Annotated in this window: 21 protein-coding genes and 1 riboswitch; of the genes, 8 read left to right on the top strand and 13 right to left on the bottom strand. The window is 43.5% G+C overall.

Features of this window, described 5'->3' with window-relative positions; translation table 11 throughout:
• Positions 1 to 108: 108 nt before the first annotated feature.
• Entirely contained in the window at positions 109 to 696 is a 588-nt protein-coding gene (locus tag COR50_RS16540; protein WP_098195014.1) for a DUF6580 family putative transport protein, read from the top strand.
• 429 nt (positions 697 to 1,125) lie between these two features.
• Here the strand turns inward: COR50_RS16540 and lepA are convergent, their stop codons facing one another.
• The gene (gene lepA / locus COR50_RS16535; RefSeq protein ID WP_098195013.1) at positions 1,126 to 2,916 is read right to left on the bottom strand and encodes a translation elongation factor 4; all 1,791 of its coding nucleotides are present in this window, start codon (positions 2,914 to 2,916) and stop codon (positions 1,126 to 1,128) included.
• Between the two features lie 143 nt (positions 2,917 to 3,059).
• Here lepA and COR50_RS16530 point away from each other — a divergent pair, with 143 nt between their 5' ends.
• The 3 genes from COR50_RS16530 to COR50_RS16520 all read left to right on the top strand — a co-directional run bounded on the left by COR50_RS16530 (position 3,060) and on the right by COR50_RS16520 (position 5,377).
• Positions 3,060 to 3,317 carry an acyl-CoA-binding protein gene (locus COR50_RS16530; RefSeq protein WP_098195012.1) on the top strand — a complete coding sequence of 86 codons (258 nt, stop codon included), beginning with the start codon at positions 3,060 to 3,062 and terminating at the stop codon, positions 3,315 to 3,317.
• 178 nt (positions 3,318 to 3,495) lie between these two features.
• A complete protein-coding gene (gene rocD, locus COR50_RS16525; RefSeq protein ID WP_098195011.1) occupies positions 3,496 to 4,731 on the top strand; it encodes an ornithine--oxo-acid transaminase in 1,236 nt (411 codons plus the stop codon).
• Positions 4,732 to 4,738: 7 nt separating this feature from the next.
• Complete coding sequence (locus COR50_RS16520; RefSeq protein WP_098195010.1) at positions 4,739 to 5,377, top strand: VIT1/CCC1 transporter family protein; 639 nt, start codon at positions 4,739 to 4,741, stop codon at positions 5,375 to 5,377.
• Here the strand turns inward: COR50_RS16520 and COR50_RS16515 are convergent.
• Both COR50_RS16515 and COR50_RS16505 read right to left on the bottom strand, forming a co-directional pair.
• Complete coding sequence (locus COR50_RS16515) at positions 5,360 to 5,755, bottom strand: hypothetical protein (RefSeq protein WP_098195009.1); 396 nt, start codon at positions 5,753 to 5,755, stop codon at positions 5,360 to 5,362. The genes COR50_RS16520 and COR50_RS16515 overlap by 18 nt on opposite strands.
• A 581-nt stretch (positions 5,756 to 6,336) precedes the next feature.
• Positions 6,337 to 8,532, bottom strand: a complete 2,196-nt coding sequence (locus tag COR50_RS16505; RefSeq protein ID WP_098195007.1) for a S9 family peptidase — start codon at positions 8,530 to 8,532, stop codon at positions 6,337 to 6,339.
• A gap of 201 nt (positions 8,533 to 8,733) precedes the next feature.
• On the opposite strand from COR50_RS16505, the gene COR50_RS16500 reads away from it, so the two are divergent.
• Both COR50_RS16500 and COR50_RS16495 read left to right on the top strand, forming a co-directional pair.
• On the top strand, positions 8,734 to 8,997 hold the full coding sequence (locus COR50_RS16500) for a hypothetical protein (RefSeq protein WP_098195006.1): 264 nt from the start codon (positions 8,734 to 8,736) through the stop codon (positions 8,995 to 8,997).
• Positions 8,998 to 9,134: 137 nt separating this feature from the next.
• A complete protein-coding gene (locus COR50_RS16495) occupies positions 9,135 to 10,997 on the top strand; it encodes a chloride channel protein (protein WP_232516199.1) in 1,863 nt (620 codons plus the stop codon).
• Between the two features lie 12 nt (positions 10,998 to 11,009).
• Here COR50_RS16495 and COR50_RS16490 read toward each other — a convergent pair whose 3' ends face one another.
• The 10 genes from COR50_RS16490 to COR50_RS16445 form a co-directional block, all read right to left on the bottom strand.
• A complete protein-coding gene (locus tag COR50_RS16490; RefSeq protein WP_098195005.1) occupies positions 11,010 to 11,402 on the bottom strand; it encodes a VOC family protein in 393 nt (130 codons plus the stop codon).
• A 142-nt stretch (positions 11,403 to 11,544) separates the two neighbouring features.
• Positions 11,545 to 12,831 carry a voltage-gated chloride channel family protein gene (locus tag COR50_RS16485; RefSeq protein ID WP_098195004.1) on the bottom strand — a complete coding sequence of 429 codons (1,287 nt, stop codon included), beginning with the start codon at positions 12,829 to 12,831 and terminating at the stop codon, positions 11,545 to 11,547.
• Between the two features lie 34 nt (positions 12,832 to 12,865).
• Positions 12,866 to 12,933, bottom strand: a riboswitch (Fluoride riboswitch).
• 121 nt (positions 12,934 to 13,054) lie between these two features.
• Positions 13,055 to 14,719, bottom strand: a complete 1,665-nt coding sequence (locus tag COR50_RS16480) for an ArnT family glycosyltransferase (RefSeq protein WP_098195003.1) — start codon at positions 14,717 to 14,719, stop codon at positions 13,055 to 13,057.
• Positions 14,720 to 14,931: 212 nt separating this feature from the next.
• Positions 14,932 to 15,246, bottom strand: coding sequence for a metal-sulfur cluster assembly factor (locus COR50_RS16475; RefSeq protein WP_098195002.1), 315 nt, complete (start codon positions 15,244 to 15,246; stop codon positions 14,932 to 14,934).
• A 3-nt stretch (positions 15,247 to 15,249) separates the two neighbouring features.
• Positions 15,250 to 15,678: a SufE family protein gene (locus COR50_RS16470; RefSeq protein WP_098195001.1), complete on the bottom strand. Its 429-nt coding sequence runs from the start codon at positions 15,676 to 15,678 to the stop codon at positions 15,250 to 15,252.
• A gap of 10 nt (positions 15,679 to 15,688) precedes the next feature.
• Positions 15,689 to 16,939, bottom strand: coding sequence for an aminotransferase class V-fold PLP-dependent enzyme (locus COR50_RS16465; protein ID WP_198405676.1), 1,251 nt, complete (start codon positions 16,937 to 16,939; stop codon positions 15,689 to 15,691).
• 14 nt (positions 16,940 to 16,953) lie between these two features.
• The gene (gene sufD / locus COR50_RS16460; RefSeq protein ID WP_098195000.1) at positions 16,954 to 18,288 is read right to left on the bottom strand and encodes a Fe-S cluster assembly protein SufD; all 1,335 of its coding nucleotides are present in this window, start codon (positions 18,286 to 18,288) and stop codon (positions 16,954 to 16,956) included.
• A gap of 9 nt (positions 18,289 to 18,297) precedes the next feature.
• Entirely contained in the window at positions 18,298 to 19,068 is a 771-nt protein-coding gene (gene sufC, locus COR50_RS16455; RefSeq protein WP_317044419.1) for a Fe-S cluster assembly ATPase SufC, read from the bottom strand.
• Positions 19,069 to 19,094: 26 nt separating this feature from the next.
• Positions 19,095 to 20,540: a Fe-S cluster assembly protein SufB gene (sufB, locus tag COR50_RS16450; RefSeq protein ID WP_098194999.1), complete on the bottom strand. Its 1,446-nt coding sequence runs from the start codon at positions 20,538 to 20,540 to the stop codon at positions 19,095 to 19,097.
• 51 nt (positions 20,541 to 20,591) lie between these two features.
• A complete protein-coding gene (locus tag COR50_RS16445; protein WP_098194998.1) occupies positions 20,592 to 20,918 on the bottom strand; it encodes a HesB/IscA family protein in 327 nt (108 codons plus the stop codon).
• A gap of 293 nt (positions 20,919 to 21,211) precedes the next feature.
• Between COR50_RS16445 and COR50_RS16440 the strand changes: the two genes are divergently transcribed.
• Positions 21,212 to 21,868 (top strand): helix-turn-helix transcriptional regulator, encoded by a 657-nt coding sequence (locus COR50_RS16440; protein WP_098194997.1) that lies wholly within the window; start codon positions 21,212 to 21,214, stop codon positions 21,866 to 21,868.
• Between the two features lie 113 nt (positions 21,869 to 21,981).
• Positions 21,982 to 23,112, top strand: coding sequence for an SPFH domain-containing protein (locus COR50_RS16435; RefSeq protein ID WP_098194996.1), 1,131 nt, complete (start codon positions 21,982 to 21,984; stop codon positions 23,110 to 23,112).
• Positions 23,113 to 23,172 lie beyond the last annotated feature (60 nt).

The following is a 23,172-nucleotide window of genomic DNA, read 5'->3' as shown; positions in this document are numbered from 1 at the left end:
TGGCTGTGGATTTAGATTTTGGCAGTTTCAAGGAATTTTGAGGGGATAGTTCTGGATGGCTGCGCAAAATGATGTACATTTGGGTTATTAGATAAAAGAAAGTTTAATATGAAAAAAGATACCTTATCTAAAATTCTTTTAGTGACGGGTTTGATTTTCCTTGTTTCATTGGGAAGGATCATTACGAACCATTTGGAAATTTGGAACTTTACCGCGATCGGTGCTTGCGCTTTGTTCGGTGGGGTTGTTTTCGAGGATAAAAAGTATGCATACATTGTTCCGATACTGGCATTGTTTTTAAGTGATTTATTCTTGCAATTGTTTACAAATGTTCAAGGGTTTTATGGTTGGCAAATGCTGTTTACTTACGGCGCTTTCATATTTACTACCTGGTTGGCTACCCGTTTGAAGCAGCCGGGCGCTTTGAAAATTTTTGGTGCTGCCATCGGCGCCGGGTTGATATTCTTCCTGGTAACCAATTTTGGAACTTGGCTCACTACTAATATGTATGCGAAGTCGATGGATGGATTGATCCAGTGCTATGTTTCGGGTATTCCATTCTATAAAAATGATATTTTCGGCAGCTTCTTCCTCAATTCTTTGATGGGGGATGTGTTTTACAGCGGTTTGCTATTCGTTGCTTACGCGCTGATTCAACCTGTTTTTGTTCGCAAGGAACAGGGGCAGTTGGCGTAATTTATTACAAATTACATAGAAAGAATAATATTCAAAATATGAAGAAAGCTACCAGGAATGGTAGCTTTTTTTGATAATAAATGAAAAGTAATCGCATGGACAACTATTATCTGTGATAAGAGTTTGATTTAACAACTACTTTCTGATCTGTACATTTATTGGTTGCCATTATTTTAATTCTACAAACGCTACCTTCTTTACTCGATCATTAAATGCGTAGTTAGGCGATTTATTTTGAATATTGACTACGACTAATTATATAGACCCCTAATGATGATAAGCAGGTGCGGTATTAGTAAAATAGTTTTAAAACTATTTTTAGTTAGGCTTGTTCAGGTGAAGTGGGGAGTATTGTTTCCCGGTTCAGGGCACAAAAAAAGATGGTATATTGCTATACCATCTTCTATAATAGATTTAACGAAATAAGTCTTAATCGTTCAGCTTCAACACGGCGAGGAATGCTTCCTGCGGAACTTCTACGTTGCCGATCTGGCGCATCCGTTTTTTACCTTCTTTCTGCTTCTCCAATAATTTACGTTTACGGGAAATATCACCACCATAACACTTAGCGGTAACGTCTTTCCTCATCGCGCTGATCGTTTCGCGGGCAATGATTTTAGAACCTACTGCTGCCTGTATGGCAATCATGAATTGTTGACGTGGCAATAATTCCTTCAGTTTCAGGCATAGCTTGCGACCGAAATCTTCCGCCCGGCTGCGGTGAATAAGGGCGCTGAGGGCATCCACCTTATCGCCGTTCAACAGTATATCCATTCTCACGATATCAGATATCCTATAATCTAAAGGATGGTAATCGAAAGAGGCATAACCCCTTGTAGAAGATTTGAGCTTGTCATAGAAATCAAATACGATTTCGGCCAGCGGCATTTCAAAGATGAGTTCTACGCGGGTAGGTGTGAGGTAGCTTTGATTGATCAACATCCCTCTTTTACCAAGGCAGAGCGTCATGATATTACCGATATAGTCCGGGCTGGTGATAATTTGAGCGCGGATAAAGGGTTCCTCGATGCGGTCGATCTTGCTCGGGTCCGGCATTTCGGAAGGGTTATTAACGATCACTTTTTCATCCCTCGTGGTGTAAGCGATGAAGCTTACGTTCGGAACGGTAGTGATTACAGTTTGTTTAAATTCACGTTCCAGGCGCTCCTGGATGATTTCCATGTGCAGCATCCCTAGGAACCCGCAACGGAAACCGAAGCCGAGGGCTTGCGAAGTTTCGGTTTCGAATGTCAGGGAAGCATCGTTCAGTTGTAACTTATCCATACAGTCCCTCAATTCTTCAAAATCTTCTGTTACAACTGGGAAAATCCCGGCAAATACCATCGGTTTCACCTCTTCGAAACCTTGGATGGCTACTTTACAAGGATTTTGTGACAAGGTAATCGTATCACCTACTTTCACTTCCTTGGCGTTTTTGATACCGGTAATGATATATCCCACATCGCCAGTATTGACTTCGCTCCTGGCCTGTAAGCCTAACTTGAGGATTCCCACTTCATCTGCCTCGTAATCTTCGCCGGTGTTAACGAAGCGCACTTTATCACCTTTCTTGATCTTCCCGTTAAATACACGGAAATAGGCGATAATTCCGCGGAAGGAGTTGAAAACGCTATCGAAAATCAAGGCTTGTAACGGCGCATCGGGTTCACCTTTAGGCGCCGGGATGCGGGCTACAATTGCTTGAAGAATCTCCTCGATACCGATCCCTGTTTTACCGGAGGCTAACAGGATTTCTTCTTCTTTTACACCGATCAGTTCGATAATTTGATCCTTTACAACTTCGATCATAGCGCCATCCATATCGATCTTGTTAATTACCGGTATGATTTCCAAGTCGTTATCTAAAGCTAAATAAAGGTTCGAAATAGTTTGAGCCTGGATGCCCTGGGCAGCGTCCACTAATAGGAGGGCGCCCTCGCAAGCTGCCAATGCGCGGGAAACTTCGTATGAGAAGTCAACGTGACCGGGGGTATCGATCAGGTTAAGGGTATATTTTTCCCCGTTTAGCTCATAATCCATCTGGATAGCATGGCTCTTGATGGTGATACCTTTCTCCCTTTCGAGATCCATATCGTCCAGCACTTGGGCTTGCATTTGACGTTCGTTAATGGTTTTGGTATGTTCCAACAAGCGATCGGCCAAGGTGCTTTTCCCGTGATCAATATGCGCGATGATGCAAAAGTTCCTGATATTCTTCATAAAAAATATTAATACCGGGACAACGAGGTTTTTGGTTTTTCCCGGCCTCTTTCAAGGCGCAAAGGTATTCAAAATTTTAGTATTCTTTTCTTTATGAATGGTTATTTGGGCGGCTTTTTTTACTTTTATCAAAATTTTGATACATGGATTTACAACAACAATTTGAAGCAGCGGTAGCAGAGAGTAAAAAACTTACGAAAAGACCTGATAATAATACGTTATTAAAGTTATATTCATTATATAAACAGGCCACGGACGGGGATGTGAATATCGATCCTCCTTCCAATCCTTTCGATATCGTCGGGAAAGCCAAATATAATGCTTGGGTAGCCCTGAAAGGGAAATCCAAGGAAGCTGCCATGCAGGAATACCTTGATGTCTTCAATACATTAGAGAAATAATACCTGGCCCGTTTGAGTAAACGCAAGCGGGCTATTTGGAGGTAATTCCGTACATTTGATTGATAGCCAATGAGAAATTCCATCCCGATGTTTGTAATAGATTAACCCGGCCACGTATTTCCACCCGGCGCCAATGGACGATCCATCCGCGATTTGATGATATAAAATAATTTTAAATATGGTACCAAGTTATACAGCGAGCAAGAAAACGCAACATTATTTATCCTTAGAAGATTTATACGGAGCGCATAATTACCATCCTTTGCCGGTTGTACTAGATAAAGGGGAGGGCGTTTTCGTTTGGGATGTGGACGGGAAGCGGTATTATGATTTCCTTTCGGGATATTCTGCTGTTAACCAGGGGCATTGTCATCCGGAAATCATAAAAGCCTTGATTAACCAAGCCAGCAAGCTTACCTTGACATCGCGCGCCTTTCATAGTGACCTGTTAGGTGAATATGCACAATATATTACGCAATATTTCGGCTATGATAAGGTATTACCGATGAATACAGGGGTAGAGGGTGTGGAAACCGCCCTGAAATTGTGCCGCAAATGGGCTTACGAGGTAAAAGGTATCCCTGCTGATAAAGCGAAAATAATAGTATGTGAGAACAATTTTCACGGTAGAACTTTGAACGTTATATCCTTCAGCACCGACCCGGTTGCCAAAGCTAATTTCGGGCCCTATATGGAAGGGTATGAAATAATTCCGTACAATGATTTACCGGCGTTGGAAAAAGCCTTGCAGGATAAAAATGTAGCCGGTTTCCTGGTAGAGCCCATCCAGGGCGAGGCAGGCGTAGTGGTGCCAGATGACGGGTATCTTGCTAAAGTAAGACAATATTGTTCCGATGCTAACGTGCTCATGATTGCAGATGAAATTCAATCCGGCCTTGCCCGTACAGGTAAGATGCTGTATTGTGATTACGAGTCTGTAAGGCCTGATATATTGATCCTTGGGAAGGCATTGTCTGGCGGAACATTGCCGATCGCAGCCGTTTTGGCTGATGATGAAATCATGTTGACCATTAAACCGGGGGAACATGGATCCACTTATGGCGGAAATCCATTAGCCTGCGCCGTGGCAATGAAGTCATTAGAAGTTCTGAAAACGGGTAGAATGGCCGAAAATGCATACGAGATGGGGATTTTATTGAGGAAAGGTTTGGAAGAACTGAACTCCAAGTATATTTCTTTAGTTCGAGGTAAAGGCTTATTGAATGCCATCGTGATCGATCATGCCAACAAGGAAGCTGCGTGGGATTTATGCATGGAACTGAAAGAACAAGGGCTTTTGGCGAAACCGACGCATGGTGACAAAATTCGCTTTGCACCGCCATTAATTATTACCGCGGATCAAATAAAAGATTGCGTTGCTATCATCGGCAATAGTTTGAAAATTCTTGATTAAATAATTTATGACAAGTAGACCTAGGAAGGCCATACGAAGCAGCGGTTGGAAAACTGATTTCTTTATCGGTTTCCCTGATGGCTTATTACTTTTCTTGTTTTTAACGCAACTATTGCACGGTAAAGAACTTACCGTGCAATCTTTTTATAATATTAACTTGACCTTTTTATTGATCGCCACGATTATTATCGCGATCGCGATGTACCGCGCTAATAAAGGTTCGGAAGATGATGGGTTGTTGACTACCGGGGAGAAGGAAAAGTTGGAGAATCTTGATATTAACAACCAAACGATTGATCATATCGCATCGGAAATGCAGAAGGATGAACAGAAATGGCAACAGGTACTGGTTGATGAAAGGGTCACCTTGGCCGATTATAGCCTATGGCATGCATTGAGAAGCGCTTTTTTTACCGGCATATTTTTCATGGCCGGAGGTTTAGTCCCGATGGCTCCTTACTTCATGGATGAAAACTTCAACTCCGCTTCAAGCTATAGTATAATACTTTGTGTAGTGGCCATTACTTGGTTTGCATTTACCAAGTCCAGCTTGACGAAGTCAAAGATAATTCCCATTTTAGCTAGAAATATTTTTATCGGGGCGCTAGTCTTATTTGCCAGTTATGCTTTATCCCTCGCTTTTTGATGGAATGGTCTTGGTAAATAGAATACCCGCCATGGCGATGGCCGCTGCGATAATTGAAAGAAACAAGCCGATTTCGCGGTGAGGGCATTCCCCCATTTCGCAACGGGAATACATTAAGAAATTCCGGAAAGTCCAAGCGAATAAAAATCCGCCGACGAACAGGTTTATTTTTGTCGGGATATTTTGCTTGATGAATGCTAAAATGATCATCACGATCGCCAAGGCAATGTTCAACTTACCCGGTTCCCCGAAGCTGGTGCCCGGTGAATGTAATCCTGTAATAGTAGTATGGATGCTTTCTATTGTTAGCCAAGGTAAAAATGCAGAGATTATCACTAAAATTCCACCTAGTATTGTCGCGATTTTGCTTTTATCCATCTTGCTGCTATTTAATATGTTTCGAGTGGCCAAAGTTAATCGATTTACAGGTATTTTCCTTTAAAACTATTTGAATGTAATTGCATGGAACAGGGAATGTTCCGCGCTATTCACCGTAATCAAATTTTAGATTCCTGGTTTTTTATTTCTTTACATTGTTGTCCGACTAAATTTTCAATGTGGAAGAACAACGATCTCCGTTAAAGGTTCGACTCAATGCCCATCTGCCCGTTTCTTGTACTTTTTTGCTTGCCCAAAAAAGCACCAAAAAAGGGCACAAATTGGCCATTACGGCCGCCAATTTGATCGCCCGATGGAGCGTTTGTACTACTGTTTCACCAGGCTTTCGTTCGCTATCAACAGTGCGGAGCATTCTTGTTTTCTTGGGGGAGCTACCCCGTACGTGGAACATATCATCCTTAGCTGGTATTCCATAACTGGCAAGGAATACAGCAAAACTTGAATCAATTTTAATCGGACAACAATGATTTCTTTGCTTTTTTGTCCTGGATGCTTTTCAAATAAAAAGGCAAGGAAGACCATGCGGCCTTCCTTGCAAAATATTCTTTATATAAATAATTCTATTTTCCTCCCGGCTCAAGATGCGAACGGAGATAGTTGGTGTATAATTGTGATAAATGCGCAGAGGTGCCCGGTCCTTCATTGATGCTGTGCGTCCTGTTCGGGTAACTCATCATCTGGAATTGCTTATTGTGTTTTACCAGTTCATTGATCAGCATTTCCGCATTGGCATAGTGAACATTATCATCACCCGTTCCATGTATAAATAATAAGTTTCCTTGCAAGTTTTTAGCATAGGTGATAGGGGAGCCTTTCATATAATCGCTCATCGTTTCTTGCGGTAAGCCCATATACCTTTCCTGGTAAATATTGTCATAAGTCAACAGGTTGGTAACTGCTGCGATCGCTATACCGGTTTTATAAATTTGCGGGTATTGGAACATTAGGTTTAGTGTCATGGAACCGCCACCGCTCCATCCCCAAACGGCAATCCTGTCTTTATCGATAAAAGGCCATTCACAAATTTTCTTCGTAGCCATGGCTTGATCCCTAGCATTGATATATCCAATATTGCGATAGATGCTTTTTCTCCAAGCGCGGCCTTTAGGCGCAGGGGTGCCGCGGTTATCCAGCGATATGGAGATATAGCCATCAGCTTGCAAATTGCCCCTGTACAAGAAGTTCAGGGTTGAGTAATAAGTATCGGTTACGGTGCAAGCAGCGGGCTCGCCGTAAACATAAAATACAACGGGATATTTCTTGGTAGCATCAAAGTCTTTAGGTTTGTTGATCCAACCATCCAGGGTAACGCCGTCTTCCGTCGTGACTTGGAAAAATTCTATGTTACTCGGCGCGGTCACCTTGGCAAACTTCTCCATAATGGATGGGCCGATTACCTTGTTGTTTTTCAAATCAATGGTTTCAACACTTGTTGGGAAGTAATGATTTTGAAAACTATGCCTGGCGTATTTGGCGCCTGGGCTAATCACGTAAGTATGGGTTCCCGGCATATTTTCGGGACTAACCATTTGTGCTTTGCTACCTTTTAAGGATACTTTGTATAAATATTTTTGCGTGGCATTGTTTGGCGAGGCATGGAAAAATATTTGTTTGCCTTTTTCATCTACCGCCGCAACATCGATCACGTCATAGTCGCCGGGAGTTAACAAATCTTCTTTTTTACCGTCGATAGAAACCTTGTATAAATGTCTCCAGCCGTCTTTTTCAGTCACCCAAACAAAAGATTTACCATTGTCTAGCCAGTCCCAGCCGGCGATATTGTCATTGTCCCAACGGGATTTCACATCTATCCAAGCCTCATCTTGTTCCTTGTAGATTGGTTTTGCTTCACCGTTTTTGGTATTGCAAACGTATAATATGCTTTCGTTCTGTTTCCTGGATAATTGTTGCAAGATGATTTCTTGTGTTCCCGGGATCCATTCCATGCGCGGAATATAATGTTGTTGAGCATCTCCCGGAACTTGCATCCAGTTGATCCGTTTCGTTTGTACATCGATTATACCGATTTTACAAACAGAAGGATTCTGGCCGGTAATCGGGTATTCAACCGGTATGGTAAAAGAGTATAAAGAATCTGTATTATTAATCATCAGGAAATCTTTGGTTTCCCTTGCGTCTAGGTGCCAGAAAGCGATGGATTTGCTATCCGGGCTCCAACGGAAACCGTCACGGCAGCCGAATTCTTCTTCGTAAACCCAGTCAAAAGTACCGTAGATATAATGTCTACTACCGTCCTTGGTAAGTGCGGTAACCTTGCCGGAGGCCAGGTCTTCCATGTAAATATTGGCTTCGCTAACATATGCTGCCTTGGTACCGTCCGGGCTGATTTTAGCAAACATCAAACTGGAAGCCGGTAAATCTTTGCCCAGTTGATGCAATTTTTTACTGGCGATATCCAGTACCCAGTAATCGCCCCTGGTATCATATCGCCAAACTTTCTTAGTATTGGTGTATATCAACAGTTTTTTATGGTCATCGGAAAAACTAAAATCACGTATAGGCAATGGCTCATTTTCACCGGTGGGAGTCAGAGCCTCCTTGTCTATGATTGCTATTTTCTGATTATCCTTAAATTGGTAAGCAACGATGTTCCCATTTTCATTTTTATAATAGCCTTCGCCATCTTCCGTCCATTTCAGTTGGCTGCCAAATTGGGCTGATACAGTCTGTAATCCGGAGAACAAACAAATTAATATGCAGCAGGTCGCAGTAAAGAATCGTCTTGTTGTAAGCATAAGTACGTCATAAAATTTGTGAGGGGTAAAAATATGGATTAAAATAATGTAACAAGTTGATTGCTATACAATTTTTGCTACATTTGCCGACTTTTTGCTAAATGCTTGTAAATCACTCAAATAAATTTGTATTAAATTTTTTGGTTATTTATTTTTTTGTTATTTTTAAGCGATAAAGCGTCCTATTGAAAAACTAAAATTATGGTCCGGGTAACCTATTCTTACAAAAACCGGGAATTTTTCCACCTGGAAGATTCCTTGATGAACCAATTGGCTGAACATGGCAAGAGTTTGCTGTTCGCCTTATTAGAGCCTATCCAGGAAGTTCTACTGAACGAGGAAGGCACGATTAAAATCATATTAGATGAACGCCCCAACATCGAACTGATCGGCTTCAGCGCCAAGGTCCGTAGCCGGATTGAAAAAACTTGGCGTGGAGAAGATGACCTATATGATTGGAACTAAGTGGTTTAGAGTCATTCAGTAAACGGTTTTTCACTTTAAAGGCATTTTAAGGCGGCATTTATATGTATACTTATTACCTTTGCCCCGAACATCTTCTGATGTATTCTTTCACCATGGTAAAATAGTTGAACAACATAGTGGGTAAATATAGTAGAATTAAAGCATATCATAGTTTCTACCGCTTTAAGAGAGACGTTGAAAAATATTCTATTCAAAAAGCCAAGCAATACGAGATCGTACTCATGTGGCTTCACAGCAAGATGAGCAGAAGCCAATTTCTTTTACTTTCAGGGGTATTAGTAGGTTGTACTGCCGGCTTAGCCGGTGTAGCGCTCAAGATGCTGGTTAACTATATCCACTATATTATCAGCCATAAAGTTCACTTCGGAACACAGTTATTCTTTTATGCCGTTTTTCCCTTTCTAGGTATCGTACTCACCACCTTGATGGTACAGTGGTTCTTTAAAGGGCAGGCTAGGAAAGGGATACCTGCTATTTTATACGAAATTGCCAGGAATGCTAGTAATGTACCGCGGGTGAAAATGTTTTCACAGATATTGCAAAGTGCGGTTACCGTGGGCCTCGGTGGATCGGCGGGTTTAGAAAGCCCTATGGCTGTAACGGGCGCCGCTATCGGTTCGAATTATTCGCAAACATATAAGCTTAATTATAAGGAACGGACCTTATTATTGGCCGCGGGTGCAACGGCGGGAGTCGCCGCCGCCTTCAATGCCCCGATTGCCGGGATGATGTTCGCGGTGGAAATCCTCTTAACGGGTATCGTATTTTCCGATTTTATTCCCTTGATCGTGGCCGCCGTTTGCGGTAGTTTACTGTCGAAGATCATCTTGCATGAAGATGCATTGTTTCACTTTGAATCCCGCACGGCGTTTGATTATAAAAATGTGCCGCTTTATATTATACTCGGTGTAATGTGCGGCCTGTATGCCCGTTATTTCGTAGTTATTGGCGGTAAAATTGAACACTACTTCAAAAGCCTGAAAGTATCTTCTATACAGAAGGCAATGATCGGCGGCGCCGTATTATCCTTGCTATGCGTGGCATTACCACCCTTGTTCGGTGAGGGCTACTCTTCTGTTAAACAGTTGGCCAACGATGGGATGGCCGGGATTATAGAAAATAGTTTCTTTAAATATATACATGTCAATGATGCATTGATCTTATTATTCGTTGGTTGTGTATTTATACTAAAGGCTATTGCAACTTCAGTTACTATCAATGCCGGTGGTAACGGTGGTAACTTTGCCCCGAGCTTATTCGGTGGCGCTTTTGTCGGATTTTTCTTCGCTTCAATATGCAAGTTAATCGGGTTAGATGTGCCGGTAACGAATTTCGTTATCGTTGCGATGGCAGGCGTGATGGGCGGCGTGTTGTATGCCCCTTTGACCGCCATATTCCTGATCGCTGAATCCAGCACGGGGTACGACTTATTTATACCGTTGATGATCGTTGCCTGCGTTTCTTTCGTGGTGGTAAAACGTTTCTCGAAAGTATCACCGGAATTGAAACAACTGGCCGAGGAAGGAAAAATTTTCACCCGTACGCATGACCGGAATATCACTTCCATGCTGAATGCTGCTAAGCTTATGCAAACAACTTTCGGCCAGATGGTTATTTCAGCGCCTTTCAAAGAGTTGATTAACTTGTTGGAACAAAGTAATTATCCTTTTATCGCGATCACGGATGAGAAGGGGATATTTCAAGGATATGTAACACTGGAAAATATCCGGCCGTACATCTTTGATCATTCCAAGTATGAACAACTTTCGATCAAGAACGTAATGCAAGTCCCGCCAGCAATAATTTACGTGGGAGAAGATGTGAACCGGATCATGGAGAAGTTCGATCATCACAACGCTTGGTTACTTCCGGTTGTTAAAAATGGCAAACCCGTTGGGTTCTTACAGAAATCTGCACTGCTTAATCAATACCGCACTTTGTGGCAACAATATTCCGGTGATGAAACCGAAGAAGATTAGTAATATTCCCCGTCAACTTGGCGGTTCTGCTTTCGTGATCCACCAAGTATTCCCGCATGGATCAAGTATGCCGGAACTACGTCCATAGCATTCATCGGATGGTTCCTTGATGCTTCTAGCGCCATGTGCCAAGGCTTTTTCGAAGCGGGCATCCGCATCATCTACATATATAAATAGGCCGGCCACTTGTTCTGCATACTGTTCTGTTGTTGATGCGAACATGATAACGGAATCACCGATCATGATTTCAGCATGCATTATAGTAGTCTTATCTTCATGGTAGATAATATCCAGTTCTTTAGCATCGAATACTTCCTTGGTAAACAGCAGGAACTTAGTTGGTTGCCGTAAAATGAGGTAAGGAATTACCTGCTGATGATTTTGTGGAATATACGGAGCATTCATAACCTCTCATTTTTTTGAAGGGGATAAGAAAATCGGGTTTCCTCTAATAAAGTAACAATTTTTCGGCGAACAAGTTGGGCTTATCCTGTTAATTAACGAATCTATGCCTGTTCATAATATCCGGGCTTAATAATACCCGGTTTTAAACGATTTTTTGCATCAATTTCTTTTGCGATGCATAAATACCGGTGTGGCCACTGAAATAATAAGCGGTGAAACATCCGATCGCGAAATAAACGAGATGTGTGCCCCCAAATAATTCTATTCCCATCAATGTACAGGCTATCGGCGTATTGGTAGCGCCGGCGAATACGGCGATAAATCCAACGGCAGCCAACAAATCTACCGGCGCTCCAAGCAATAAGGCCATGGTATTTCCCAGGGTGGCGCCGATAAAAAATAACGGGGTGACTTCCCCACCTTTAAAGCCCATGCCCAACGTGATGGCCGTAAAGACTAACTTTAACAACCAACTATAATATTCTACATTGCCGGCATGGAATGCATTAACAATATTAACGCTATCCGGGAATGGCCCGGACACGCCCAACCCGTTATAATCGGTGGTTTGAATTAGATAGGTAAGCAAAATTATAACCAGGCCGCCGGCAACTGGAACGAGGTAAGCTTTCTTAATAAATTTTTTAGAGAGATGTTTAATATTATGGGTCAAAACAGCAAATAAATTACTGGCCAGGCCAAAGGCGATAGAAGCTATCACGACTTTAAGGATTAATAATACATCCACATGTAGATAAGGGATCCATTCATCGTGGCTGCCTTCAAATAGTATATTGTATTGCGTATGGTGGATGTTCCAACTAATGCAAACCCAGTTGGCAAAAAGGCTCGTAATCAGGCATGGCAGTAAAGCGATGTATTGAACACTCCCGATGGCTAATACTTCCAAGGCGAAAACGGCGCCGGTAACTGGCGTCCCGAATACGGCCCCGAAACCGCCGGCTACGCCGCACATCAGTATAATCTTTACATCCTGGTTGCCTAATTTAAAGACCTTCGCTACCCAGGCAGCCATGCTGCCGCCGATTTGAACGGCGGTTCCTTCACGCCCTGCCGATCCGCCGAATAAATGGGTGATGACCGTAGTTATTAGTACCAGCGGAGCCATTCGCGCGGGTACACCCGCACCCGGTTTATGGATCTCATCAATTACCAAATTATTGCCGGCTTCCGCATTTTTGCCACCGATTTTATATAACCAGTAAATCAATAAACCGGAGGCAGGTAAGCCCCATAGCAATATGGGAAATTCGTAACGTAAATGCGTGGCTTCTTCCAGTGACCATAAAAATAAGGCAACAAGGCTTCCGGTAATTACTGATACGGGAATGCTTAATAAAGTCCACTTTACTAAGTGATTAATGACTGCCAGGGGAGAAGTATAAAATTTCTGTTGTGATGAACCCATGTCCTACAAATAAATTAACTTAACAAGAATGTTGTTATTTGTAGGCGCCATTAGCTACGGGTGCAGCGGTTGGAGAAGGAAGACACCATTTCCTTTGCAATAAAGTATTACAAATTTATAATGAATTTAATTCATTTCAAATATTAGCGCGGGATTTATTTTTTAAACGGAACAGGGAATGGTCGTGTTACCATTCCCTGTTTATACTGGATCTGTAAACTTTTTAATAGACGATTTCAACGAGGTAGCATGGCTCTGTTTTACCGATCTGGTAAATGATTTTCACCTTGGTTGGATATTTCTCCGCTATCTTGCTAGCCATCCGGTGCAAGGTATTGATGATTTGTCCTTCTACAGCTACGGCAGGGTTGGCTCGCAAACTTGCCAGTACCAGGTAATGCACGTTGTTGTCTTTTAATTCTTTTAATAGATCATCGGCGGTTGCATTATCCGAAACTTTATATACACCGTAATAGGGGCGCCCCTTGGAGTATAAGGTTAAAGTATTGGGTTTCCTGGCCGCGACTAATTTCTCTTTCGGAATATTATTGGCAATATATTTACCCATCTCCAGGTAGTTGACCCAGTCCGGTGTAAAGCCGTAAAATTCTTCCCCGCTGAGATTGTGTTTCAGCTCGTTCGTCGTGATTTTACCCTGGGCACTGGTTTTACGGATCGTTAGGGTAAACATAAATAGGCAAACTACGCCAACTACCACATTGGTCAACGTAGCCGATCCCCAGGAAGTGATGGCCTTGATGCTGTAGAAGAACATGAGATACAGCAAAGGTATGTAAATCACCACGATGCGGCTTTGCGCCACGGCGGGTTGCAAGGCTACGAAGGTCGTTCCCATCATCACTACCAGGTAAATGAACACCAGGAAAATATACTTGTTATTTTTAAACGCATGCCAAGCCCCGTAACCGCAGATGGCTACAAACAACATCCAGTAAGCCACGGGCGTACCTTGTACCGGCTCTGATCTGAACCCGAAGAATGCCCAAACATCTCCAGAAATATAGATCTTCAGGTTGTCGAATAGGCGTTGTACGAAGCCGCTGAATGTTTCACGGCCATATTCGTAATGGTACATATCTTTTGCCAGGACTTGATCCATCTGGGCAACCACCGTATTGGCACCGTAAATAGCCCTGAGTAATATTTCGTACGGAATCTTGAATGCCATGAAGAAACCGAAAGCCAGGGCCGCATTTTTCCATTGTTTTTGGAACAAGTAATAAATTGGCAAAGTTAAGGGTGCCAGCAGTGCCACGTTTTTACTGAGTGATATCAATAAAGATGCAAACCCGAATAACAACCAGTATTTTAAAAGCTGTTTAAAGTTTTTTTGCTCTTTCTGGTTATCAACGAGCTTGAAACAGGCGAAGAGGAAAAATGCCTGTATCATCATGTAAAATGCTTCGGAAAGGTTGGAACTACTGTAATATTGGACACCGCTGTTGATGGCCAAGAATAACAGTGAAACAAACAGTATCCAGGAAGGTATGCGGTTCCTGAACGTAATAAATAATAAACAGAAAGCGGTTATAGCGAATATAAATGAGCATACTTTCAAGACGACTACATTCACGCCGAATATCGCGATCGGTATACCCAGCACCATGGCATACAAGCTGGAGCGGCCACCGGGATAGGTATTGTTCTGAACAAAATGTAATGCATCGAGTATATAATCGGCATCATCACCCATCAGGAACAATTTAGTATTGAATAACAGGCTGCCGACTAATAGAAACACGAGCAAGCATACCCCGAATAACAAGGTTTGGTGCTTGTCGAAAAAAGAGATTTGTGACAATGGTTGAGTTTCCAAGGCTGCTTTGCCACCCTTTTTCTTTCCAGGTGCAGGAGTCTTACTTTGCATAAGTATGAATCGTTTGTATTTGGGAACTAACTATACAGGCGTTCTGTCATCTATTGGCGATAGATGCCGCATAGGTAATTGTATGGGGATAAAAATATAATTTTTTTCCAAGATAGGGATACTTAATGCTTGGTATTTAAGATGCTAGATCAATAAGCTCATTTACGGGGAATAAAAAAACGCCCTTTTCGAGGCGTTTGTAATTGATATTTTTAAAGAAACCCGAGCTCCAACTTGGCTTCTTCCGTCATCATGTCTTTATTCCATGGTGGATCGAAGGTTAACCGGACATCCGCATCGGTTACTCCTTCCAAGGCTTGTACTTTTTGGGTTACTTCCTGCATGATATCGCCTGCAACCGGGCAGCCCGGCGCGGTGAGCGTCATTACGATCAATACATTCCCATCGTTTTTTGCTTCTACTTGGTATACCAGCCCGAGGTCGTAAATATTTACCGGAATTTCTGGGTCGTACACGGTATGCAGCACTTCCTTGATCTTCATTTCTAATTCGATATTCTCACTCATATTTTAATTTTGAGAGGATTTAAGTTGATAGGCTACCGCGTATAGCTTGATCTGCTTGATCATTGCCAACAAACCGTTGGAACGGGTAGGGGATAAGTGGCTACGTAAACCGATCTTCTCGATGAAGTACAATTCCGCTTCCGCGATGTCCTTCGCCGGTTGACCGTTTAAAGCTTGGATCACTAAAGATACCAAACCCTTGGTGATGAGCGCATCGCTATCGGCCGAGAAGAATAATTTACCGTCCTTGTAATCTGCATGTAGCCAAACCTTACTCTGGCAGCCGCGGATCAGGTTATCGTCGGTTTTATATTGCTCCTCGATAATAGGCAAATCTTTCCCCAGTTGAATAATATACTCGTATTTATCCATCCAATCGGTAAACATCTCGAAGTCGCTGATGATAGCGTCCTGTTGTTCTTTAATAGTCATCTCTTCACAATTATTTATTCAACATGATGACCGCTTTCTTGATACCGGCTACCAATTTGTTGATTTCTTCTTCAGTATTGTAAAATGTAAGGGAAGCACGTACTGTACCGGGGATGCCGAATAGATCCATCAAGGGTTGCGTACAGTGGTGACCGGTTCTTACCGCGATGCCCTGTTGATCCAGGAGCTCACCTACATCTGTCGGGTGATGTTTCCCAACGAGGAATGAGATCGCCCCGTTTCTTTGGGCGGCATTACCGATCAAACGTAACTCGTCGATTTCCAGTAATTTTTCGAGCGCTACTTTATTCAGGTGGGCCTCATAGGCATGAAGACCTTCTAAATCGAGGCTCTTTAAATATTTCAATGCCGCACCTAAACCGATGGATTCCGCGATTGCCGGGGTACCCGCTTCAAACTTTAACGGTGGATCATTATATACTGTTTTTTCGAAGCTCACGGTTTTGATCATATCACCACCGCCCTGGTATGGAGGCAGCGCTTCCAACCATTTTTCCTTAGCATACAGTACACCGATCCCCGTAGGACCATAAATTTTATGCGATGAAAAAGCGTAGAAGTCCACATCCATCGCTTGAACATCCACGGGAACATGCGCGATACCTTGCGCCCCGTCCAGCATTACCGGGATATTCCGGGCATGTGCCAGTTCGATGATTTCCTTCACCGGGTTGATTGTACCCAGGGTATTAGAAATATGCGCCACGGAGATCAATTTCACCTTGTCATTCAACATCGATTTGAATACGTCCATTTTCAGCTCCCCGTTTTCATTAACCGGGATCACTTTCAAGCTCGCTTTTCGATCTTCACAACAGATTTGCCATGGAACGATGTTGGAATGGTGTTCCATCGCTGAAATGATGATCTCATCTCCTTCACCTATGTATTTTTTGCCGAAGCTAGCTGCTACCAAGTTCACGCCGTCAGTAGTTCCTTTCGTGTATACTACTTCGTGACTGCTTTTAGCGTTGATGAATTGCGCGATGATTTCCCGTGCTTCTTCATATGCAGCAGTTGCCTGTTGGCTTAAAGTATGTACACCACGATGAACGTTACTATTATAACCCGTGTAATAATCTTCCATTGCGCGTAATACGGCCCAGGGCTTCTGGGTGGTGGCCCCGTTGTCGAAATATACGAGCGGGGCGCCGTTTACATAACTCTGCAAGATGGGGAAATCTGCCCGCACATCCTCAACGCTAAACGGTTTGGGTAAGGTAATAGTCTCGTTCATCATGGTCTGTATCGTCTTTAATTATTCGCGAATTTGTCTAAATATTGATCTGCCATATCCTCGATATACTTACGGATGGCCGGAACGGTAATTTGCGCTGTTACATCGAATGCAAAAGCATGTACCAGCATATTACGCGCTTGCGCATCACCGATCCCGCGGGACTTCAAGTAAAACAAAGCTTCTTCGCTTACCTGTCCGATCGTGGTACCGTGGCTACACTTCACGTCATCCGCGTAGATTTCAAGCTGCGGTTTGGTGTACATCATGGCGCCTTCGCTCAACAACAGGTTGTTGTTTTGTTGGAAGGCATTCGTTTTCTGCGCTTGTTGATGCACGAAAATCTTACCGTTGAAAACACCGACAGCTTTATCCATCAACACGCCTTTATACAACTCGTTACTATTACAGTTCGGCTGGGCGTGGTGGATCGCGGTATGGTTGTCGATCAATTGTTCTTGGGAAGCCAGGAAGAAACCGTAAAGGTTCGTTTCCGTATGTTGGCCTAAATGCACTACATCTATGTTGTTGCGGGTAAATGCCGCGCTGCTCATCGTGAATGCAAAGTGGCTGTAAGTGCTATCCGCCGCTTGGTGAATCCTGGTTTGATGCACGATACGGACATGGGATTTAGCCGTTTGCAACTGGTAATGTTGCAATTCAGCTTTAGATTCGGTCATGATTTCCGTAACATTGTTGTTAAACAATGCTGCACCATTTTCGGTAGCATCTACCAATGTTTCGATGATTTGCACTTGTGCGCCGGCTTCAGCGATCCAAAGTTGGCGTGTTTGCGCGAACAATGGTTCCGCGTGATTATAAACATGGATGATGTGGATCGGTTTGTCCACCTCTTGACCATTTTTAATTACCAGCATCATCCCCTCTTGGAAGAGGGCTGTATTCAGTTGTTCGAAGGTATGTTTGGTTGTACCGTTCGAATTAAAATGTTGTGCATAGTTGCCGGACTGTAAAGCTTCCTTAATAGAAGAGATGCTGACATGATCGGTTGCGGGAGCTTGGCTCAGTTGCGGTTGGTAAACACCGTTTACGCAAATGATCGTATAAGCATCTAATCCACCGGGAATAGCATTTTGGATCAAGGATTTTACCTTTTCATCCGCAACGGCCGGGCTAGAGAATTGATATGCTTCTTGCAGGAAAGGAGCCACGTTGGTGTATTTCCATTCTTCTGTTTTGTACAGGGGGAAACCCTTTTGCAAGAAGGTTTTGAAAGCTTCATCTCTTTGTGTCAACAACGAGGTGGGCTCTTCGCTTTTCCTGTTGGCCAGGAGTTGCTCGAAAACACCGGGTAATTGTTCTGTTATATTCGATGTAAGCGTATTAGTCATCAGTTAAAATTATTGAACGGGTTCCTGTAAATGCATTTCTTCCTTCAGCCAGTCGTAGCCTTTTTCTTCCAACTCCAACGCGAGTTCGCGGGTACCGGAACGGACGATCCGACCGTTGTACAGTACGTGTACGAAATCAGGAACGATATAATCCAGCAATCTTTGGTAGTGGGTAATGATTAAGAAAGCATTATCCTTGCTACGTAACTTGTTAACACCTGCGGCAACGATACGCAATGCATCGATATCCAGTCCGGAATCCGTTTCATCCAAGATGGATAATTTAGGTTCCAGCATGGCCAGTTGCAAAATTTCGTTACGTTTTTTCTCACCACCGGAAAACCCTTCATTCAAAGAACGGTTCAGCAACTGGGTATCAAACTCTACCAATTGTTGCTTCTCTTTAACATAAGCTAAAAATTCTTTCGGGGATAAAGGAGGTAAACCTTTATGCGCGCGGTGTTCTGTCATAGCAGCTTTCAAGAACTGCATGTTGGACACACCCGGAATTTCTACCGGGTATTGGAAAGCGAGGAACAGACCTTCGCGGGCGCGGATTTCAGGCGCCATATCCAATAAATCTTTTCCTTCAAATGTTACGGATCCACCTGTGACTTCATAATCTTCTCTACCCGCAAGTACGGACGCGAGGGAGCTTTTACCGGAACCGTTAGGTCCCATGATAGCGTGTACCTCACCAGGGTTGATTGTCAGGTTGATACCTTTCAATATTTCTTTTTCTTCAACTCTTGCTTGTAGATCTTTAATATTGAGCATCATTTTTTTGCGTATAATTTTAAAACGAATTAACCTACACTTCCTTCCAGTGTAATTGACAATAATTTTTGAGCTTCCACGGCAAATTCCATGGGTAATTGGTTCAATACTTCCTTGGCATAACCATTCACGATTAAGGCTACCGCTTGCTCGGTATCAATCCCCCTTTGGTTCAGGTAAAACACTTGGTCTTCCCCGATCTTGGAGGTTGTGGCTTCGTGTTCTACCATCGCGGTAGGGTTTTTTGATTCGATGTACGGGAAAGTATGCGCACCGCATTGGTCGCCGATCAGCAGGGAGTCGCACTGGGTGAAGTTCCTCGCCTTGGCTGCTTTCGGGCCAACTGTTACCAATCCACGGTAAATGTTTTGGCTTCTACCTGCGGAGATACCTTTGGAGATGATATGACTGCGGGTATTTTTCCCGATATGGAACATCTTGGTGCCGGTATCTGCCTGTTGCTTGTTGGAAGTTACCGCTACGGAATAAAATTCACCCACGCTATTATCGCCCGCCAAAATCACGCTCGGGTATTTCCAAGTAATCGCGGATCCTGTTTCTACCTGTGTCCAGGATATCTTGGAATTGGCGCCTTTGCAGATACCTCTCTTGGTTACGAAATTGTAAATACCACCTTTACCATCTTTATCGCCCGGGTACCAGTTTTGAACGGTAGAGTATTTGATCTCGGCTTTTTCAAGTGCCACGAGTTCAACCACTGCCGCGTGCAACTGGTTTTCATCGCGCATCGGTGCGGTACAACCTTCAAGGTAACTAACGTAGCTTCCTTCATCGGCGATGATCAGGGTGCGTTCAAACTGGCCGGTATTCTTGGCGTTGATTCTAAAGTAAGTCGACAATTCCATCGGGCAACGAACGCCTTTAGGAATGTACACGAAAGAACCATCGGAAAATACGGCAGCGTTGAGCGCGGCGAAGATGTTGTCGGAATGGGGTACAACCGTACCTAAATATTGTTTTACCAGGTCGGGGTATTCTTTCACTGCTTCACCGAAGGAGCAGAAGATAACACCTTTCTCGGCTAATTCTTTTCTAAAAGTTGTTGCTACGGAAACGCTATCAAACACGGCATCTACCGCCACACCTGCCAGCGACTTTTGCTCGTTGAGAGGAATCCCCAACTTTTCAAAAGTGCGTAACAATTCCGGGTCAACTTCGTCTAAACTATTGTATTTCGCTTGCTTTTTAGGGGCAGCGTAGTATGACAATTGCTGGAAATCTATTTCCGGCAATTCGAAATGTTGCCAGGTTGGCATTTTCAGTTTTTGGAAAGCTTTAAATGCCTTCAAGCGCCATTCTAATAACCACTCCGGCTCTTCCTTCTTTGCAGAAATGAAGCGGATAATATCCTCGTTCAAGCCCGGGGGCGCCATCTCCATGTCGATGGTCGTCTCGAAGCCAAACTCGTAGGACTTATCAGCCAACTGTTGAATAATTTCGTTTTCTGTAGCCATTTATTTTGTAAAATAATTTTTAAAGTCAATCAACGCCGGTTCATCATTCACCTAAACGGCGAAGCTTTCCCCGCAGCTGCAAGTGCGGCTGGCGTTAGGATTATTGAATACCAAGCCTTTACCATTCAACCCACCGTTATAATCCAATTCTGTCCCGTACAGGTACAGCAAGCTTTTCTTATCAGTTACGATATTAAGTGGTTCATTTTCAAATACTTCATCGCCTGTTTTACCCTCGTTATCGAAGTTCATTTGGTATTCCAAACCCGAGCAACCACCACCTTTCACGCCAACTCTCAAGAAACTTCCTTCTTTTACTTGTTGTTCTTCCATCAATTTTGCCAAATATGCTTTGGCGGCAGATGACATTGTTATCATTTCGGTTAAGTTTTAAAAACTAAACATTTGACAAAATTACAGCGTCAACACGTAACATCCTATCTTTATAAGATGTTTTTCAAAAATGTGGACTGTTTATTTGTCATATTGTGCTTAAATCATATGTAATTTCAGGCCGTTTACAGGTGGCTTGCTTACATATTCTATTATAAATTGCAATTATATATCCCGGGTTTTAGCCGGGGAGAAGTTTACATGTGTTTCCAAATGCAAAAATAAAATTGTAATTCCGCCACAAAGTTACGACATTTGCTATTAAAACAAGTAAATACTTGGGAAAATATTCATCTAATTATAAGTCAACTGCCGAGCGGTTTTTACTCTTGCTGAAAACGAACGGACCACAGCCTGCTTCTTCGCTGGCAAAGGAATTGGGCATCACGACAGAAGGCGCCCGGCTCCATTTGCTCAAGCTCCAGGAAGAGGGGTACGTGGAAGCCAGTTCGGAATCGAAAGGAGTAGGAAGGCCAACCCAATTGTGGCGCCTTACAACGACCGCTAACCGGCGCTTCCCGGATACCCATGCCGAATTGACTGTTCAGTTGATCAAGGCGATTACCGATGTAATCGGTGAAGATGCTTTAGATAAGGTGATGTTTGCCCGCGAAAAAATGTCCAGTTTTAAATATGAAGTGGCCATCGAACCGCTTCAAACCCTGGAGGATAAGATTAATAAATTTGCAGAAATTCGCACTTCCGAGGGGTATTTGGCCGAGTGGAAGCGCCTGGAAGACGGCTATATTCTTATCGAAAACCATTGCCCGATCTGCGATGCTGCCCGCGCTTGCCAATCTATCTGCGATTCCGAATTAGCCGCCATAAGAAGAATCTTCGGTGAAGAGGTGAGGGTAGACCGTGTGGATCATGTATTAGAAGGCGACCGCAGGTGTGCCTACCATATTCAACCTATCGAGCAAGCCGTTTCATGACATTTTCTTAGCATGAAATGTTTCCCACTGTAATTTTTTTAGAATAATAATGTTGTTTTCACGGGTATTTTTATACCAGGATTTGATAAATTTAGGTTCTAAATTCTCTTACCATGGGCCTATTTGACAAATTAAGGAATGAGTTTATTGATATTATTGAGTGGGTTGATTCCACTAATGATACCATCGTATGGAAGTTTCCCCGTTACCAGGACGAGATCAAGATGAATGCGAAGCTGACCGTGCGGGAGTCGCAGGTGGCCGTATTCATGAACGAGGGACAAATTGCCGATGTGTTCGAACCGGGCATGTACACCCTTACCACGCAAAATATGCCGATTTTAACAACCTTGAAAGGTTGGAAATACGGTTTTGATAGTCCTTTTAAAGTAGATGTATTCTTCGTGAGTACCCGGCAGTTCGTGAACCAAAAATGGGGTACTAAGAACCCCATCATGTTACGTGATGCGGAATTTGGTCCCGTAAGGTTGCGGGCTTTCGGTAATTACGCCTTCCGCGTGGAGGATGCCGCTATATTCCTGAAAGAAGTTTCTGCTACCAACCCGAGTTTTACCGTTGAAGATATTAACGAGCAACTTCGTAACCTCGCCGTAACACGCGGGATGGACGCTATCGCCGAATCCAAGATCCCGGTGCTGGATATCGCCGCTAACTATGACGAAGTTTCAACGATTATTACCGGGAAAATCCAGGAAGAATTTAAAGAACTGGGTCTGAACCTGACCAAATTTTTGATAGAAAACGTTTCCTTACCACCAGAGGTAGAAGCCGCGCTCGATAAGAGAAGCAGCATGGGAATAGTGGGGAATCTCGGTGCTTACGCGCAATTCCAAGCTGCTAATGCTATGGAAGCCGCTGCTAAACAAGGTGGCGATGGCGGAGTGGCCGGGATGGGTATGGGCGCTGGTTTAGGTATGGCAATGGGCGGACAAATGGCCGGGATGTTCCAGCAGAACCAGTTCAATCCTAACTCGGGCATGCCGCAAGGTCAACAGCAGGGACCGCCACCTATACCTGGTCAGGAAAGCTATTTCGCCGCTATGAACGGTCAGCAGGCCGGGCCCTTCACGGTAGACCAGCTTCGGGAAATGATCGCGCAAGGAACCCTTACCCGTGATACCCTTCTTTGGAAGCAAGGAATGGCAAATTGGACGGCTGCGTCAGCTATTCAAACAGTTGCCGAATTATTTAATAATACGCCGCCTCCCATCCCGGGAGCATAAATACTTGATTGCTAGTCCCGGTTCCTAGCGCCGGGACGATGCACTTACCCACCAGATTAG

Origin of the sequence: Chitinophaga caeni (assembly GCF_002557795.1) — a bacterium.
Classification (GTDB): Bacteria; Bacteroidota; Bacteroidia; order Chitinophagales; family Chitinophagaceae; genus Chitinophaga; species Chitinophaga caeni.
The sequence above is the reverse complement of the archived record's forward strand: the minus strand, read 5'-3'. Positions and strand labels throughout refer to the sequence as shown.

Coding starts and splice junctions, on each gene's coding strand:
- COR50_RS16515 (WP_098195009.1), bottom strand. CDS start 5,755: ATGGATAAAAGCAAAATCGCGACAATACTAGGTGGAATTTTAGTGATA.
- COR50_RS16475 (WP_098195002.1), bottom strand. CDS start 15,246: ATGAGTGAGAATATCGAATTAGAAATGAAGATCAAGGAAGTGCTGCAT.
- COR50_RS16505 (WP_098195007.1), bottom strand. CDS start 8,532: ATGCTTACAACAAGACGATTCTTTACTGCGACCTGCTGCATATTAATT.
- rocD (WP_098195011.1), top strand. CDS start 3,496: ATGGTACCAAGTTATACAGCGAGCAAGAAAACGCAACATTATTTATCC.
- lepA (WP_098195013.1), bottom strand. CDS start 2,916: ATGAAGAATATCAGGAACTTTTGCATCATCGCGCATATTGATCACGGG.
- sufB (WP_098194999.1), bottom strand. CDS start 20,540: ATGGCTACAGAAAACGAAATTATTCAACAGTTGGCTGATAAGTCCTAC.
- sufD (WP_098195000.1), bottom strand. CDS start 18,288: ATGACTAATACGCTTACATCGAATATAACAGAACAATTACCCGGTGTT.
- COR50_RS16465 (WP_198405676.1), bottom strand. CDS start 16,939: ATGATGAACGAGACTATTACCTTACCCAAACCGTTTAGCGTTGAGGAT.
- COR50_RS16540 (WP_098195014.1), top strand. CDS start 109: ATGAAAAAAGATACCTTATCTAAAATTCTTTTAGTGACGGGTTTGATT.
- COR50_RS16485 (WP_098195004.1), bottom strand. CDS start 12,831: ATGGGTTCATCACAACAGAAATTTTATACTTCTCCCCTGGCAGTCATT.
- COR50_RS16445 (WP_098194998.1), bottom strand. CDS start 20,918: ATGATAACAATGTCATCTGCCGCCAAAGCATATTTGGCAAAATTGATG.
- COR50_RS16500 (WP_098195006.1), top strand. CDS start 8,734: ATGGTCCGGGTAACCTATTCTTACAAAAACCGGGAATTTTTCCACCTG.
- COR50_RS16520 (WP_098195010.1), top strand. CDS start 4,739: ATGACAAGTAGACCTAGGAAGGCCATACGAAGCAGCGGTTGGAAAACT.
- COR50_RS16530 (WP_098195012.1), top strand. CDS start 3,060: ATGGATTTACAACAACAATTTGAAGCAGCGGTAGCAGAGAGTAAAAAA.
- COR50_RS16480 (WP_098195003.1), bottom strand. CDS start 14,719: ATGCAAAGTAAGACTCCTGCACCTGGAAAGAAAAAGGGTGGCAAAGCA.
- sufC (WP_317044419.1), bottom strand. CDS start 19,068: ATGATGCTCAATATTAAAGATCTACAAGCAAGAGTTGAAGAAAAAGAA.
- COR50_RS16435 (WP_098194996.1), top strand. CDS start 21,982: ATGGGCCTATTTGACAAATTAAGGAATGAGTTTATTGATATTATTGAG.
- COR50_RS16490 (WP_098195005.1), bottom strand. CDS start 11,402: ATGAATGCTCCGTATATTCCACAAAATCATCAGCAGGTAATTCCTTAC.
- COR50_RS16470 (WP_098195001.1), bottom strand. CDS start 15,678: ATGACTATTAAAGAACAACAGGACGCTATCATCAGCGACTTCGAGATG.